General features: G+C 39.6%; 14 protein-coding genes. 7 read left to right on the top strand and 7 right to left on the bottom strand.

Annotated elements, in window-relative coordinates; translation table 11 throughout:
* Window positions 1–166 precede the first annotated feature (166 nt).
* On the bottom strand, window positions 167–2,428 hold the full coding sequence (clpA, locus tag AC0VZ5_RS06725) for an ATP-dependent Clp protease ATP-binding subunit ClpA (protein WP_475474643.1): 2,262 nt from the start codon (window positions 2,426–2,428) through the stop codon (window positions 167–169).
* 68 nt (window positions 2,429–2,496) lie between these two features.
* Entirely contained in the window at window positions 2,497–2,805 is a 309-nt protein-coding gene (clpS, locus tag AC0VZ5_RS06720; RefSeq protein WP_008110102.1) for an ATP-dependent Clp protease adapter ClpS, read from the bottom strand.
* Window positions 2,806–3,014: 209 nt separating this feature from the next.
* Between clpS and cspD the strand changes: the two genes are divergently transcribed.
* Window positions 3,015–3,233, top strand: a complete 219-nt coding sequence (gene cspD, locus AC0VZ5_RS06715; protein WP_138604913.1) for a cold shock domain-containing protein CspD — start codon at window positions 3,015–3,017, stop codon at window positions 3,231–3,233.
* Window positions 3,234–3,686: 453 nt separating this feature from the next.
* Window positions 3,687–5,909, top strand: coding sequence for an NADP-dependent isocitrate dehydrogenase (locus tag AC0VZ5_RS06710; protein WP_178956849.1), 2,223 nt, complete (start codon window positions 3,687–3,689; stop codon window positions 5,907–5,909).
* A 95-nt stretch (window positions 5,910–6,004) separates the two neighbouring features.
* Here the strand turns inward: AC0VZ5_RS06710 and AC0VZ5_RS06705 are convergent, their stop codons facing one another.
* The 3 genes from AC0VZ5_RS06705 to AC0VZ5_RS06695 all read right to left on the bottom strand — a co-directional run bounded on the left by AC0VZ5_RS06705 (window position 6,005) and on the right by AC0VZ5_RS06695 (window position 9,527).
* Window positions 6,005–7,246, bottom strand: coding sequence for an amidohydrolase family protein (locus AC0VZ5_RS06705; RefSeq protein ID WP_475474642.1), 1,242 nt, complete (start codon window positions 7,244–7,246; stop codon window positions 6,005–6,007).
* Between the two features lie 12 nt (window positions 7,247–7,258).
* On the bottom strand, window positions 7,259–8,641 hold the full coding sequence (locus AC0VZ5_RS06700) for an amidohydrolase (RefSeq protein WP_475474641.1): 1,383 nt from the start codon (window positions 8,639–8,641) through the stop codon (window positions 7,259–7,261).
* Between the two features lie 100 nt (window positions 8,642–8,741).
* Window positions 8,742–9,527 carry a hypothetical protein gene (locus AC0VZ5_RS06695; RefSeq protein WP_178955830.1) on the bottom strand — a complete coding sequence of 262 codons (786 nt, stop codon included), beginning with the start codon at window positions 9,525–9,527 and terminating at the stop codon, window positions 8,742–8,744.
* A gap of 243 nt (window positions 9,528–9,770) precedes the next feature.
* Here AC0VZ5_RS06695 and AC0VZ5_RS06690 point away from each other — a divergent pair, with 243 nt between their 5' ends.
* On the top strand, window positions 9,771–10,133 hold the full coding sequence (locus AC0VZ5_RS06690) for a DUF3718 domain-containing protein (protein WP_475474640.1): 363 nt from the start codon (window positions 9,771–9,773) through the stop codon (window positions 10,131–10,133).
* 83 nt (window positions 10,134–10,216) lie between these two features.
* On the opposite strand, the gene AC0VZ5_RS06685 is transcribed toward AC0VZ5_RS06690, so the two are convergent.
* Complete coding sequence (locus AC0VZ5_RS06685) at window positions 10,217–10,909, bottom strand: DUF445 domain-containing protein (protein ID WP_178955826.1); 693 nt, start codon at window positions 10,907–10,909, stop codon at window positions 10,217–10,219.
* 121 nt (window positions 10,910–11,030) lie between these two features.
* Here AC0VZ5_RS06685 and AC0VZ5_RS06680 point away from each other — a divergent pair, with 121 nt between their 5' ends.
* Window positions 11,031–11,900, top strand: coding sequence for a fructosamine kinase family protein (locus AC0VZ5_RS06680; protein ID WP_138604918.1), 870 nt, complete (start codon window positions 11,031–11,033; stop codon window positions 11,898–11,900).
* A gap of 108 nt (window positions 11,901–12,008) precedes the next feature.
* Window positions 12,009–12,212 carry a CPXCG motif-containing cysteine-rich protein gene (locus AC0VZ5_RS06675; protein WP_008464077.1) on the top strand — a complete coding sequence of 68 codons (204 nt, stop codon included), beginning with the start codon at window positions 12,009–12,011 and terminating at the stop codon, window positions 12,210–12,212.
* Here the strand turns inward: AC0VZ5_RS06675 and AC0VZ5_RS06670 are convergent.
* The gene (locus tag AC0VZ5_RS06670) at window positions 12,209–12,835 is read right to left on the bottom strand and encodes a riboflavin synthase subunit alpha (RefSeq protein WP_475474639.1); all 627 of its coding nucleotides are present in this window, start codon (window positions 12,833–12,835) and stop codon (window positions 12,209–12,211) included. The genes AC0VZ5_RS06675 and AC0VZ5_RS06670 overlap by 4 nt on opposite strands.
* 190 nt (window positions 12,836–13,025) lie before the next feature.
* Here AC0VZ5_RS06670 and AC0VZ5_RS06665 point away from each other — a divergent pair, with 190 nt between their 5' ends.
* Window positions 13,026–14,381, top strand: coding sequence for an MATE family efflux transporter (locus AC0VZ5_RS06665; protein WP_475474638.1), 1,356 nt, complete (start codon window positions 13,026–13,028; stop codon window positions 14,379–14,381).
* Window positions 14,359–15,408 (top strand): DUF3080 family protein, encoded by a 1,050-nt coding sequence (locus tag AC0VZ5_RS06660; RefSeq protein ID WP_475474637.1) that lies wholly within the window; start codon window positions 14,359–14,361, stop codon window positions 15,406–15,408. The genes AC0VZ5_RS06665 and AC0VZ5_RS06660 overlap by 23 nt, the downstream gene beginning before the upstream one ends.
* Window positions 15,409–15,420: the final 12 nt, after the last annotated feature.

The following is a 15,420-nucleotide window of genomic DNA, read 5'->3' as shown; positions in this document are numbered from 1 at the left end:
GAAAACTAGCTTTAAGCGTTTATTAAATGTAATTAATGGTAGTAGCCAGTAATTACATTTAATAAACAAAAAACCCAGCCTTTGCTGGGTTTTTTGTTGCCTATTTCTTTGGCAAATAAAAAAAGCCTGCATAAAGCAGGCTTTTTAAATTGCTAACTTTTTTAGGTTAGGCTGGCGTTAAGTCACTCTCGTAATCAAAACGCAGCTTTTTATCTTTAACCGATACTTTTACCGTACCGCCAGAAATTAGCTCACCAAACAGTATTTCGTTAGCCAATTGCTTTTTAAGATCTTCTTGAATAACACGTGCCATAGGACGTGCGCCCATTGCTTTGTCATAGCCTTTGTCAGCCAACCACTCACGTGCTTTTGAGGTAAGCTCAAGGTTAACTGACTTCTTATCCAGTTGCGCTTGTAACTCAACAACAAATTTATCAACCACTTGCAAAATAACCTCTTTCTCGAGGTGATTAAACCAAATAATGTTATCTAAGCGGTTTCTAAATTCAGGTGAAAATACTTTGTTAATTTCACCCATTGCATCGTGTGAGTGATCTTGCTCACTAAAACCAATCGACTTACGCGTGGTTTCTTGCACGCCGGCATTGGTGGTCATCACCACTACTACGTTTCTAAAGTCAGCTTTTCGGCCGTTATTATCTGTTAGCGTACCGTGATCCATAACTTGTAATAAAATGTTGTAGATATCAGGATGCGCTTTTTCAATTTCATCCAGCAATACCACTGCATGTGGGTTTTTGATCACCGCTTCTGTTAATAAGCCGCCTTGTTCAAAACCTACATAACCCGGAGGCGCACCAATTAAACGGCTCACCGCATGGCGCTCAACGTATTCAGACATATCAAAACGAATAAACTCAACACCCATACATTTAGCTAATTGCTTGGTAACCTCTGTTTTACCTACCCCTGTTGGGCCTGCAAATAAGAACGAACCAACCGGTTTGTTCTCGTTTGCTAAACCTGAGCGCGATAAGCGAATAGCAGAAGTTAATGCATCAATGGATTGATCTTGTCCAAACACCAACATTTTTAAATTACGGTCTAAGTTTTTCAGCGTTTCTTTATCAGAAGACGACACATTTTGTGGTGGAATGCGCGCCATTTTTGACACAATCATCTCAATATCAGATACACCAATGGTTTTTTTACGCTTAGACGTAGGCAGTAAACGTTGGCTTGCGCCCGCTTCATCAATAACATCAATCGCTTTATCAGGTAAGTGACGTTCATTAATATACTTTGCACTTAGCTCGGCGGCTGCTTTTAACGCTTTTTGCGTGTAACGAATACCATGGTGTGCTTCGTAACGTTCTTTTAAACCGTTAAGAATTTTGGTGGTATCTTCAACGCTAGGTTCAAGCACATCAATTTTTTGAAAACGGCGAACTAAGGCGCGATCTTTTTCAAAAATATTTTTATACTCACCGTAAGTGGTAGAACCCATGCAGCGTAATTGCCCACTTGAAAGTAACGGCTTAATTAAGTTTGAAGCATCCATTACCCCGCCCGAGGCAGCACCTGCACCAATGATGGTGTGAATTTCATCAATAAATAAAATTGAACCCGGTTTTGCTTGTAACTCTTTTAATAAACTTTTAAAGCGTTTTTCAAAATCGCCTCGGTATTTGGTACCGGCAAGTAACGCACCCATATCTAAAGAGTACACAACCGCATCTGCAATAACTTCAGGTACTTGTTCATTAACAATACGATAGGCTAAGCCCTCGGCAATGGCTGTTTTACCAACGCCGGCTTCACCAACCAGTAATGGGTTATTCTTTTTACGACGACACAGCACTTGCACTGTGCGCTCTACTTCGCTGTCACGGCCAACAAGCGGGTCAATATTACCCTCTTTAGCGTGTATATTAAGGTTAGTTGTAAAGCTGTCGAGCTTACTCGCTTCTTCGCTTGCTACTTCTTGTACCTCTTCATGAATGTCGTCGGTGTCATCGCCTAATTCGTCGTCACCTTTGGCAATTCCATGAGAAATAAAGTTAACAATATCAAGTCGAGAAATATCATTCTTTTTAAGTAAATACACTGCTTGGCTTTCTTGTTCAGAAAAAATAGCCACCAGCACATTCACGCCAGTCACCTCATTTTTACCCGAAGATTGCACATGGAATACCGCGCGCTGTAATACACGCTGAAAGCCAAGTGTTGGTTGAGTTTCGCGTTCTTCTTCTAAATCGGGAATAACCGGTGTGGTTTCATCAATAAATTCAAGTAACTCTGTTTTTAATCCAGAAACGTCAACACCACACGCATTGAGCGCTTCTCCAGCTGATGGATTGTCGAGTAGAGCGAGTAAAAGATGCTCTACGGTCATAAACTCATGACGACGTGTACGCGCTTCACGAAACGCGGTGTTCAAAGTTAGTTCTAAGTCTTTATTTAGCATTGGCAACCCCTTACAGAGATAATAATTTTATACCGCACTTCAAAGATGAAAGTTCACCTTTATGGTATTTATTCCTGCTCACAACTACATAGCAGTGGATGCTCGTTATCCCTTGAGTAGCGGTTAACTTGCTCAGCCTTAGTATGTGCTACGTCGGCGCTATAAACACCACATATACCCTTACCTTGCTGATGTATTTGCAGCATCACATCAGTTGCTCTATCGCTATCCATATTAAAAAACGTCATTAAGATCTCTATTACAAAATCCATCGGCGTGTAATCATCGTTGTTTAACACAACTTTATATTTTCGCGGTGGCTGCAACTTTTGCTTTTCACTATCGCGAACGGTGTCGATAACACCAGAATCTTTCATACCACTCATAATTAAATATAGTCTTGTCTTTGTAACTCAAGCAAACTTGAATAAAAAAATAAATAAAATGTTAAAAAATAACCTAAAACACTTGACTGGTTGCTTAAATAAACTACAGTCAAATGGTGATTGATTAAACCTTAGTCAGTCTAGCAAACAATACAGTTTAGGATAACTAAATTAGTCAACTTATAGAAGGATGTAGAAGTATGGCTTGTGGTAAAGTCAAATGGTTCAACAACGCCAAAGGTTTTGGTTTCATCGTAGAAGACGGTTGCGAGAACGACATTTTTGCTCATTACTCCACAATTGTAATGGACGGATACAAGACACTTAAAGCTGGTCAAGATGTTACCTTCGAATTACAACAGGGCCCTAAAGGTCTACACGCTACTAATATAGCGCCTAATGGCGATATTATAGGGTGATTGTAATTATGAGACTAAAGCGAGTGACCTGTTTAGATCCTCGCTTAATTTCTTAAAAATCCCTAACCACCCCAATATAAATTGCCTCATTGTTTGTTAATTCAACCCCACTCCTTGATTTTATTTTATCTACCCCAATAATTTCAGTATTAGAAGTTTAACTGCTGGCGTCTGGCGTGTAATCCTAGCCCTTTTTAGCCAAGCTTGTTACACTCTTTATCCTGTAAAACGTAATTACTTTAGCCTAATGGCTAGTTTGTATTTACATAAATTTTAGTTATAAAAGACACTAGTCCGTCAGGTGTGATTATTCTCACCTTGTTTAGGTTATACGAGTACCAACACCTAACAGACTACTCATTGCATGTACTAATGCTTAATTTAAAAGTATTAGGCGATGATTTCTTTGCATTGTTGAATTTGGCCAATGCGGCCTACTATCTAGGAATGATGATGACATCAAAAATTATCTATACAAAAACGGACGAAGCTCCGGCACTAGCAACTTATTCGTTGTTACCTATTATCCAAGCATACACAAATGCGGCAGGTGTTGAAGTTGAAACACGCGACATCTCATTAGCTGGTCGTGTAATTGCGAGCTTCCCGGATTACCTAACAGAAGAACAACGCATTGGTGATGCACTTGCAGAACTTGGCGAAATGGCAAAAACACCAGAAGCTAACATCATTAAATTACCGAACATTAGTGCATCAGTTCCACAACTTCGCGCTGTAATTAAAGAGCTTCAAGAAAAAGGTTATGCACTTCCAGAATACCCGGTTGAACCTAAAAACGATGAAGAGAAAGCGATTCAAGCAGCCTACGATAAAATTAAAGGCAGCGCAGTAAACCCTGTACTTCGTGAAGGTAACTCTGACCGTCGTGCACCAGGTTCAGTGAAAGAGTATGCACGTAATAACCCACATTCAATGGGCGCGTGGAGCAAAGATTCACAATCATACGTTGCAAGCATGGAAGAAGGTGACTTCTTTGGTTCTGAGCAATCACTAACTGTTGATGAAGCAACGGATGTTCGTATCGAACACGTAGCGGCTAATGGCGATATCACTGTACTTAAGCAAAGCACGCCATTACTTGCTGGTGAAGTAATTGATGCATCACGTATTAGTGCAGCAAAATTACAAGCATTCCTAGAAGCTGAAATCAATGCAGCTAAAGAAAAAGGCGTGTTATTTTCGCTTCATATGAAAGCAACCATGATGAAAGTATCTGATCCAATCATCTTTGGTCACGCTGTAAAAGTATTCTACAAAGACGTTTTTGCAAAACACGGTGCACTTTTTGAAGAGCTAGGTGTTGATGTAAATAACGGTTTAGGCGATGTGTACTCTAAAATTCAAACATTAGATGACGCTAAGCGCGAAGAAATTGAAGCAGACATTCAAGCGGTTTACGCTAACCGCCCTGCTATCGCCATGGTTGATTCTCATCGTGGTATTACAAACTTACACGTACCAAGTGATGTGATCATCGATGCTTCTATGCCTGCTGCAATTCGTTCAAGCGGTCAAATGTGGAATAAAGACGATAAATTACAAGACACAAGCTTTGTAATTCCAGATCGTTGTTACTCTGGCGTTTACCAAGCAACGATTGATTTTTGTAAACAGCACGGTGCTTTTGATCCTACAACTATGGGTAGCGTACCAAACGTTGGCCTTATGGCTCAAAAAGCGGAAGAATACGGCTCACATGACAAAACATTTGAAGCAAAAGCTGACGGTACTATTCGTGTTGTTGACACAAACGGTAACACCCTACTTGAGCACAGTGTTGAGCAAGGCGATATCTGGCGTATGTGTCAGGTTAAAGATGCACCAATTCAAGATTGGGTTAAACTTGCAGTAAACCGCGCTCGCGCAACTGGTAATCCGGCTATTTTCTGGTTAGATGCAGAACGTGCACACGATGCTGAGCTAATCAAAAAAGTGAACAAATACTTGCCAGATCATGATACTGCTGGCCTAGATATTCAAATTTTATCGCCAATGGATGCAACCTTATTCTCACTAGCACGCATCAAAGAAGGTAAAGATACGATTTCTGTAACAGGTAACGTATTACGTGATTACCTAACAGATTTATTCCCAATTTTAGAATTGGGTACTAGTGCTAAAATGCTTTCAATTGTGCCACTGATGAATGGCGGTGGTTTATTTGAAACAGGTGCCGGTGGTTCTGCTCCTAAGCACGTTCAACAGTTTGAAAAAGAAAACCACTTACGTTGGGATTCTTTAGGTGAGTTCTTAGCACTTGCTGCGTCACTTGAACACCTAAGCACAACAACGGGTAACAACAAGGCACAAGTACTTGCTGATACGCTTGATAAAGCAACGGGCACATTCCTAGCTGAAAACAAGTCACCTTCACGCAAAGTTAAAGAGATTGATAACCGTGGTTCTCATTTCTTCTTATCTTTATTCTGGGCTCAAGAACTTGCTAAGCAAAATGAAGATAGCGAGCTTAAAGCGCAATTTACACAAATTGCTAGCGACCTTGAAACCAACAAAGAGCAAATTGTTAACGAGCTAAACGATGCACAGGGTCCTGCAATGAACATTGGCGGTTACTTCCAGCCAAATGACGATGCAGCCTTCAAAGCAATGCGTCCAAGCACGACATTTAACGAGATTTTATCTAAACTAGTATAAATCGATTAAATGAATGAAAAGGCGCTCACAGAGCGCCTTTTTTGTGCCTAAGAAAAAGGCCGCTAATGCGGCCTTTTCAATTCAACTTTAAAAGTTTATTTTGTGTATGCGCGTGGCATGTTCGACTCTGTTGTATAGCGCTCACGCAGTTTATCTTGGCGAGATTCAGTACTAACCTCAACACCATTGATAAACATTTTATTCACGTGGCTGCTCAGCTCAAACGGGTCGTTACTCCACATAACAACATCAGCGGCTTTACCTACTTCTAGGCTACCCGCGTTAATACCAAATACATCAGCCACATTCGAAGTCATGGCCTTTAATGCGCCTTGTTGGCTCATACCGTAAGACACTGCGTTACCGGCATCGTAGCGAAGCTGGTAAACATTGTGACTTGCGTCACCACCCACAGTTAGTAGCACTTTAACACCGGCTTTTTCTAGTATGCCGGCATTATTCAAGCTCGCATGCAACGAATCAAAGCTACCTGGTAAGTTATCCATTGCACTAATGATCACAGGAATGCCTGCTTTAGCGATGCGATCTTTAACTACAACGGCATCTTGAGCGCCATTAAGGACAATGTTTACGCCAAACTGCTGTTTCACTTTTATTAGTTCAACAATATCTGATGCACGCGACACACTAATTAGTAATGGTATATCGCCTTTTAGTACTTTAGCCATTACCGTGTCTTCAGCACTTGGCTTAGCGTCGTCTTTTTTAGCGTCTTTACTTGCTTTGGTTTGATGCTCATCTAATTTTTTAATAAGCGTTTGCAAGGTAAATGCACGAGAACCTTTACTACGCTCACCTAAATGAACCACTAGTGCAGCTTGCTTTTTATCTACGCTTTCAAAGCTACCACTTAAATCAACAACACTTGCTAGGCCTGCAAATATGCTGTCACCACCGTATGGGGTGATCAAATCGCGAGTGATACCGCCTTTACGTGCATAAGGAATTAAGCTTGAACGAGGATTGAATGCTAAGCTTGCATCAAAATCGATACCTGCTTTGTCTTCTCCTGCATCGCGAGAACCGGCAACCGCACCTACTTCAACTAAACCAAGCTGGTTTACACTGGCTATAAAACCTGGGGTCACTATTTGACCTTGAGCATCAATAACTTTGTCAACTTTAAAATCGCTAGGGTTAATGGCAGTGATTTTGCCATCATTCATAACTATGCTAGCTCCTTCTAATACACCTTGATCTGAAGATGTATGCAAAGTTGCATTAATAATTGCCAGTGACTCTGCGCTCACGGTACCCGATGCTAATAGCCCTGCAGCAACCAGAGAAAGCGAAAACGAACGTGATAATTTTTTCATTCTGGGTGCTCCTTATTGTTGACCTAACATAAAATCACTTTGTGCTTGGAATGCGCTATCGTTTCTATCGTAAACTTTTGCACCATCAACAAACACTTGCTCTGCTTTTGCATAAACACTAAACGGGCTTTGATTCCAAATAACAACATCAGCTTGTTTGCCTGCTTCAAGTGAGCCTGTTTTATCTTCAATACCTAACGATTTAGCGGCGTTAGCTGTGATCCACTTAATTGCATGCTGCTCAGAAATATCAAACCCATTTTGGTTTGCACTGTACATTACTTTAGCGGCTTCTTGGTTTAAGCGTTGAATCGTCGTGTCAGAATCTGAGTGCACAACGGCACATGAGTTTTTAACTGCATCAACAATAGCTACGTTCTCTTGCACCATATCGTAGGCTTCCATTTTAAAGCCCCACCAGTCTGGCCAAAGTGCTGCACACGAGCCATTTTCAGCTAATAAATCAGCAATTTTATAGGCTTCAATTCCGTGGTGGAATGTGCCCGCATGATAATTAAACTCTTTAGAAAGGTCGATCATCATCGCCATTTCTTCTGCTTTGTAGCAGTGATTATGAATACGAACGTCACCTTCTAAAACACCGCGTAATGTATCGTATTTAATATCACGATGTGGAGCTTCTGGGTTTTTACCCGCAGCGTAATCAGCATCGTATTTATCCCACTCACGCTTATATTCTTGAGCGCCAATCCAAGCTGTACGATATCCTGCCATATTACCCATACGTGTCATCGGTAATACGCCTTTACGACCGTAAACACGTTTAGGGTTTTCACCACATGCCATTTTTAAACCGTATGGTGCATTAGGAAATTTCATCCCTTGCATGGTGTGAGCCGGTACATTTTTAAGGGTAACGCCACGTCCACCGAATAAATTAGCCGAACCCGGTAAAATTTGTAATGACGTAATACCGCCTTCACGTGCGCGATTGAAACCTGGATCTTGTGGCCAAATTGAATGCTCAACCCATACTTCTGCAGTATTTGGACTGGTCATTTCGTTACCATCTTGATGAGACTCAACCGATGGATTTGGATAAGCACCTAAATGTGAATGAACGTCAATAATGCCTGGTGTTACCCATTTACCTTGTGCGTCGATGGTGGTATCTGCATCAGCGGTTAAATCTTTACCAATTTGCTGCACTTTACCGTCGACAATTAATACATCAGCTTCATCTAAACGCTCACCCGTCCCTGTTAATACAGTCGCATTGGTGATTAACGTGCTTGATGTCGCTACCGGTTGGTAAGTACTTGGGTATGGGTTTTTATTAATGGTTACTTTGTCATCTTGTGGGCCGCTTTCTTGGCAACCAACAAGTGCTGCTGCTAAACCAACAGCTAACAATGAGGGAGCAAATTTTTGCATGTTTTTAGGTTCTCCTGTTTTTTTACTACTTTAGCGAAAGCAAACGCATAAAGCTAAAAAAACAGGTGAAAAGGCGGTTATTTAAGGTGAATTTCTGTAATTATTTTTTTATATAATTGTTATAAAGCTTATCCAGAGCTCCTTCGGTGGTGAGCGATGGATCTTTACTTATAAAGTGTTTAACCGTTCGTGTTACAAAATCCGAATTTTGCTTATGTAATTTTGAAAAATCTTTAATCAATGTATTACCATCTTTTGCGGCTGTAACTTTATCATGACGATGTCTGTATTGACTCAATGCCTTATTAAAATCACCTTGATAGTCTTCCACTAAAATTTTATAAAAGTCACTTTTTTGTACTTTTAATACAGTAATGCAATAGTTAAGCGCTTCTTTGAAATCGGTAAATACAGTGCCTTCAACATCAAACTCTTTAGTTTTTTCACGCACTGTGACACGTGCTTCCTCAGTGGCATAACTAAAGCCCGTAAAGGCGAGTCGCTCAGCCGCTTCTTTACCTAGCTTCATACCTGCTTGAATACTATGCGCAAATTCATCACTCATATCAGCGAGTTCGTTTTCTTCCCACATGTTGTAAACACGCAGAGGTTTTGCATACTTATTAGATAATTTCTTTTTAAGTTTGCTAAATCGCTCATCAATGGTCATTAATCGCTCATTGTGAAGTAATGCATGGCATTCGTAACAGGCTGCAATGGCAACAAAGTCAGCTTCTTCACCTAGATCTATAATACTTTGTAGCATATGCAATGGCGGGCAATGATCGCGCTCTGTTGCCTCACAGCCGCAATAAAAACATTGGTTAAAATGCTGTTGCTCACACGCATAAGCTTGCTGGTAGTAACTTGCTAACGTTTTATTCACAATTGCGCTCCAAAAATATAAATGCCACAAATTTAGGGCGCGATAATAACAGCCTGAAAAAATATTTCAGTAGGAAAACGCTAAAGTGTGTCAAAAATAAATTATTTATGAACAACTTTTCATACACCTACAAAATTGCACGATTTATATACACATCTTCTTACAGCTTACCCCATTCAGTTAACAACATTCCGGCTACATTAAGCAATACTTAAGTTGCATATAAACAAAGAGGCAAATACTATGATTTCTTTCAAAGCAACTCTATATTCAACTGTATTATTGGGCGCAGCAACATTAACAGCTCCTGTAATGGCGGCCACTTTTGTTGCCGCTGATTCATCACCCGGTACCCAAGCTTGCATGGCCGTTGCATCTAACAAAAGGTTGACACTTCACAGAGCCATGAAAGATCTGCGAATTAGTAAACATGTAATTGGCAAAAAATTACTCTGTAATGATTTATCAATGGGTGATTTTGTAGCGCTGTATGATTTAAATAAATCAGCACGCTTTTTAAATATTGAAGCGTCTACTAGTACGTCAATAAGAGATTTAGCAAAAGCAAACAAACCGCTTGTGGTTATTATGGCGGGGTCTAAATAATATTACAGGTTTTAAATGCGTTTAATTTACTCGAGTCAAACACGTTAAGCAGGGCTTAGTACCTGCTTAACGTATATTTATTATTAAATAAGCGCTGCCAACAAACCAAATAAGCCTCCAAACACCCCACCCCATACAACGAGCCAACCTAAGTGTTCGCGGATCATGGTTTGAATTATTTCTTTCACCATTTTAGGGGTGAGTTCATCTAAGCGTTCATCCACTAACTTAAGCACCGTATTATGCAAACTTTCCGCGTTATTACCTTGGGTTAACATATCGCTTAATAGTGTTTTAAAATCGTCGGTGTCGCTTATTTGCACCAGTGATGATTGCATTTTTTCAATAAACTTTTCTCGCATTGGCTCAACGGCTTCAGTGCCGCCAAACATTGCAAGCATGCTACCAAATTGTGATTGCTCAATAACCACTAACAAATTATCGAATGCGGGATTTAAATCCACCTTATAAATAACTGACTCAAAGTCTATCGTTGGTTGAGCCTTGCTTAGAAGCTTGTCTATTTTATGCTCAGAAAAGAACTCCGTAAGTATTAAGTTTCTTATAGCCACTTTAAAACTTTCAAACTTAAGTGCAATTACACCCGAACCATATAAAAACGGCACTTTTTCAAACAGCATATGAATAGCGAGTAAGTTTGTAACTGCACCGGAGAGTGCAAATAAGCCCACAGAAAGTACAATGGTTTGTTCAAATACAAAACCAATAACAACACAACACGCTGCTAATAAGTTAGTGATAAAACTTTTATTCATTTTTATTCCATTTCAGTGATTTGTATCAGAAATTGATAGTATTAATTTTACACCGATTAATTTGTTTATTTAATCCCTTTTTGCCATAGTTTATTTATAGGTTTAAAAGGTGACTATTGTTATGTGGAAAACAATCAATCAAGAGATCAGCCAGGCTATCCATTATGATTTTAAACACACCCATAAACGTCAGTTGCAAAACACATCCACCGATAAGTTGTTTCATTTAAGCGATGGCAAGCACAATTACTTAGTTAAAGTTGGGCAAAAACATGAGCTAGAGCGCTTTGAGGCTCAAGCTCAAGGCTTAAAACAGCTTACTCAAAACAGTGTATTTATGGTGCCAGACTGTATTATAACTGGGGCCAATATAGAATACGCCTTCATTGTATTAGAGTGGCTTACATTTGACGAGCTTCCCCACACTCATTGGTCAACTATGGGGGAGCATCTTGCCATGTTACATCAAAAACACCAGCAAGCGATGTTTGGTTTTGATACCGACAATTATTTAAGCTCAACGCTTCAGCCTAATCAGTGGCATAAAAAATGGGATGTATTTTTTGCAGAAGAACGTATTGGTTGGCAATTACAACTATTAGCTGAAAAAGACATTGTACTTTCAGACCCCGAACAACTAATAAATTTAGTAAAAGAGACACTGCATAATCATCATGTTTTACCCTCATTATTACATGGCGATTTTTGGCGTGGTAACCTGGGCTTTGTAAATAACATTCCGACCTTGTTTGACCCCGCCTGCTATTACGGTGATCGGGAAGTCGATATTGCTATGAGCGAGCTCTATGCTCCCCTTCCAGAGGATTTTTATGATACCTACAAGCACCACTACCCTTTAGCACAGGGTTATGAGCAACGTAAGCTTGTTTATCAGCTTTACCCTGTTTTAAACAACGCTAACATTTTTGCGGGTCATTATCTAAATCAGGCTAAAGAGCACGTTGATAAACTAATAAACTTACTAGACTAAACTCGTAAACTAAAATAAATGCAGTAAACAAGATATAAGCACTATATTTAGTGTAAGCCCGTTGTGTGCTACCCACGTAAAAAAACTTAGTTTTTATGAGGTGTTATTATGAAAGACTTTTTATCACAACGCATCGCCTGTCCACATTGTGGACACCATATTCATTTAGATCTCGATGCCAGTATGGGCGATCAAGACTACTATGAAGAATGTAGTGCCTGTTGTAACCTTATACACTTGAACATGCATATAGACTATGCACGTAACAAGTTAGAGTTACATGTGGACAGCGATGACGAACAAATATTTTAGCTATGTTGGCGCATGTAGTTTTCAACGGTGTTTATAATTGTGTAGGTTTGCTGGTCGACTTCAATATTGAACTCATCACCCACAACGGCTTCACCTAAATTAGTTATATCGAGTGTTTCTGGTATTAGATGCAACCAAAAGCCAAACTCATCAATATTACCCACCGTTAAACTTGCACCATTAACAGATACAAATCCTTTGTATAACACATATTTTTGCCATTTTTGTGGCAGGCTGAGCTGTATTTTGTAGTTGTTTTCTAACTTCACTATTTGCGCAATTTTTGCGGTGCAATGAATATGTCCAGATACAATATGCCCACCCAACTCAGTACCAAATGACACTGAACGCTCGTAATTAACTAAACTACCCAATTCCAGTTGCCCAAGATTAGTTAGCTGCAGAGTTTCGTGAATAACATCAAAATGCACTTGAGCAACCACATCGTGATTACTTAGCTCTACTTTTACCACAGTCAAACAGCAACCATTTATAGCGATGCTGGCACCTAAGTCTAAATGCTTCACGTATTGCTCATTGACAGAAACTACTAGACGCAATACGCCCTGCGCATGGGTTTTAGAAACTACCGTTGCTTGAGTTTGAATAATACCGGTAAACATAAAAATCGCTTCTATTTCTTACAAAGTACTAGTTTAACGTATCAAAAGACAAAATCATTCACTTAATAGCACTTATTCATGGTTATTTTCACCACCAAGATGAATTAAATACAAACACCGACCACCAGCATAGCTTGGCAGATCACAATAGATTACAATGCGACTATGTTTTTCTGAATAGCTGTTTTTTATGACTTTTTGTAGTTGGGAAGCCAAACGTTTACTTTCTCTTGCCGTTCCCGTTTTTTTAGCACAAGTAACTTTAGTATTAATGTCTGTGGTTGACACCATTATGGCCGGACAAGTGAGCCCTACCGATTTAGCTGCACTATCAATTGCAACGGGGATATGGAACCCAATTTTATTAGCAATACAAGGGATTTTATTAGCATTAACGGGCGTTATTGCCCAATTCGCTGGTGCTAAAGATCGTAACGGCATCAGCCATTATTTTCAGCAATCCCTTTATTTAACACTCCTTTTAAGTATTGCTGGTTTTAGTGCGGCGCAGCTTGCCAATACTGTTATTTTACAGCTAAACACCACCCCAGCAATTGCTGGACTTGCCTTTGACTACATTCATTTTGTTAAGTGGGGTGTATTTGGCTTTTTAATTTTTACCGTTTACAGAAATATGACTGAAGGCATGGGGATGACCAAGCCTGCATTTTATATTAGTCTACTGGGGCTTGCGGTAAACATTCCACTCAATTATATTTTTATCAATGGCTTATTTGGCCTACCAGCTTTTGGCGGAGCCGGTTGTGGTATTGCTACCGCACTCGTATTTACTGTTATGGCCATTGCGCAGGTGACTTATTGCCAGCTCAGCAAAAAAGTAGACGCTAAAGGCTTATTAACTGGCTTTGAAAAACCTAACTTTAAAACCATAGGTATTATTACCAAACTCGGTATTCCTATATCACTAGCCACTTTTTTTGAAGTAACCTTGTTTGCCTGTATACCTTTATTTATTGCGCACTTAGGTGCAGTGGCCGTATCTGGCCATCAAATTGCAGCCAGTGTTACGGCACTATTATTTATGATGCCTCTTAGCCTCTCAATTGCAATTAGCATACGAATTGGTAATTTATTTGGGCAAAATCATTTAGACCAATTAAAAGTAGCCGTGTCTACAAGTTATATTTTAGCGGCAATTATCGCCCTATTTATCGCTTTTATTACTTTTATAGGTCGCGATGTGATTAGCCAGCTTTATAGCGATAGCCCTGCGGTACTCGCACTTGCTTCATCAATTATGATTTTAGCCTGTATTTATCAACTTCCTGATGCATTACAAGTAGCTGCAAATGGTATATTGAGAGGCTTAAAGCACACAGCCCCTATTTCTTATATTACTTTTATCTCTTATTGGTTAATCGGCTTTAGTTTAGGCTACGTATTAGCAAGAACAGACTTAATAGTGCCAGCAATGGGCCCGCATGGTTTTTGGATAGGCATTATCGTTGGATTATCAGTTGCAGCTGTACTACTGATGCTGACAGTGCATAGGCGATTTAAACGTGAACCATTTATTCTCTCTTAATCAATCTATAACTACCACACTGCCACTTAAGCGGTTACTGGCAGTGTGTTGTGTCTTACTTTTTGGCTGCTCAAAGCAGCCCAGTGAGGCAAATAAAACCTATTTGTCTCGCTTAAGTAATACTTTGCAAGTTCCTAAAAAAAATACAAATTCACTACAACAACTTACTTTAATTGAGCCTGTTGAAGCTTTACAACCAGCAATTAAAATTGGCATAACTGAACTTGCTGGTATTAGCCAATGTAAACTGAACGTTTTAATAAGCGAGCATAATAATCAGTTAGGTAAAACAGCCACCGCTGCTAGTCAATTGAAGTACCAAATAGATTTTATTCAAAGCGCGCAAAACTGTTTAAATAGCTTGGATAAACAAAGCAAGATTTACAACAAAATTGCTGCGGCAAAAACTCAAAAACAAGCTCAGCTCACTCAGTTTTTCAACAATATGTTATTTAGTGAACCCGAGCTCAACAGCAGTTGGCAATTAACCGGCCAAGAGCTCAGCACTCAACCGGCTGGGTTTAGCGACACAGTTGAGGGGCTTAAAAAGCTAACTACCATAAAACAGCTAATAGAAAACCAAAATAGTATGGCAATAAACAGTGATGATATTTTGTCAGCGCTTGAGCCGCTTAACAAATACGAGTTTAACCAACAACTTATTCAAGCCGCGCGTGAACAAATTAGCTTAAATCATGCGGCCACCCAGTTTGTAAATACTTTAACGCTCGAAGATATATGCCCAAAGGGTAAAAACAAGCAGCAAGCTAAAATTGTCAGTAATATATTCAATAAATATTATTTAAAACAAATTCAGCCTTATCAAGCGCAGCTTAGTGGTTATTTAGAAACATTGCAGCCGCTGTATGTGCAGCTGTGGTTTAATCAAGCAGTAAGCAGTGAAGAGATAAATGCTCTTCTTGACCCAAACGCTAAAAACTTACTCGCTCAGCTAAAATCGTCAGCAAAAGAGCATGTTATATGGTGGCAAAAATTTTATAAAACGTGTGAAATCAGTCCAATATGAATAAAAAAACGG

The sequence above is a fragment of the Pseudoalteromonas sp. QJM3NY_12 genome, from assembly GCF_056173165.1.
The sequence above is the reverse complement of the archived record's forward strand: the minus strand, read 5'-3'. Positions and strand labels throughout refer to the sequence as shown.

What these genes read in the sequence shown, in the direction of transcription:
- clpA (WP_475474643.1), bottom strand. Translation starts at nt 2,428, where the DNA reads ATGCTAAATAAAGACTTAGAACTAACTTTGAACACCGCGTTTCGTGAA.
- clpS (WP_008110102.1), bottom strand. Translation starts at nt 2,805, where the DNA reads ATGAAAGATTCTGGTGTTATCGACACCGTTCGCGATAGTGAAAAGCAA.
- cspD (WP_138604913.1), top strand. Translation starts at nt 3,015, where the DNA reads ATGGCTTGTGGTAAAGTCAAATGGTTCAACAACGCCAAAGGTTTTGGT.
- AC0VZ5_RS06710 (WP_178956849.1), top strand. Translation starts at nt 3,687, where the DNA reads ATGACATCAAAAATTATCTATACAAAAACGGACGAAGCTCCGGCACTA.
- AC0VZ5_RS06705 (WP_475474642.1), bottom strand. Translation starts at nt 7,246, where the DNA reads ATGAAAAAATTATCACGTTCGTTTTCGCTTTCTCTGGTTGCTGCAGGG.
- AC0VZ5_RS06700 (WP_475474641.1), bottom strand. Translation starts at nt 8,641, where the DNA reads ATGCAAAAATTTGCTCCCTCATTGTTAGCTGTTGGTTTAGCAGCAGCA.
- AC0VZ5_RS06690 (WP_475474640.1), top strand. Translation starts at nt 9,771, where the DNA reads ATGATTTCTTTCAAAGCAACTCTATATTCAACTGTATTATTGGGCGCA.
- AC0VZ5_RS06685 (WP_178955826.1), bottom strand. Translation starts at nt 10,909, where the DNA reads ATGAATAAAAGTTTTATCACTAACTTATTAGCAGCGTGTTGTGTTGTT.
- AC0VZ5_RS06680 (WP_138604918.1), top strand. Translation starts at nt 11,031, where the DNA reads ATGTGGAAAACAATCAATCAAGAGATCAGCCAGGCTATCCATTATGAT.
- AC0VZ5_RS06675 (WP_008464077.1), top strand. Translation starts at nt 12,009, where the DNA reads ATGAAAGACTTTTTATCACAACGCATCGCCTGTCCACATTGTGGACAC.
- AC0VZ5_RS06670 (WP_475474639.1), bottom strand. Translation starts at nt 12,835, where the DNA reads ATGTTTACCGGTATTATTCAAACTCAAGCAACGGTAGTTTCTAAAACC.
- AC0VZ5_RS06665 (WP_475474638.1), top strand. Translation starts at nt 13,026, where the DNA reads ATGACTTTTTGTAGTTGGGAAGCCAAACGTTTACTTTCTCTTGCCGTT.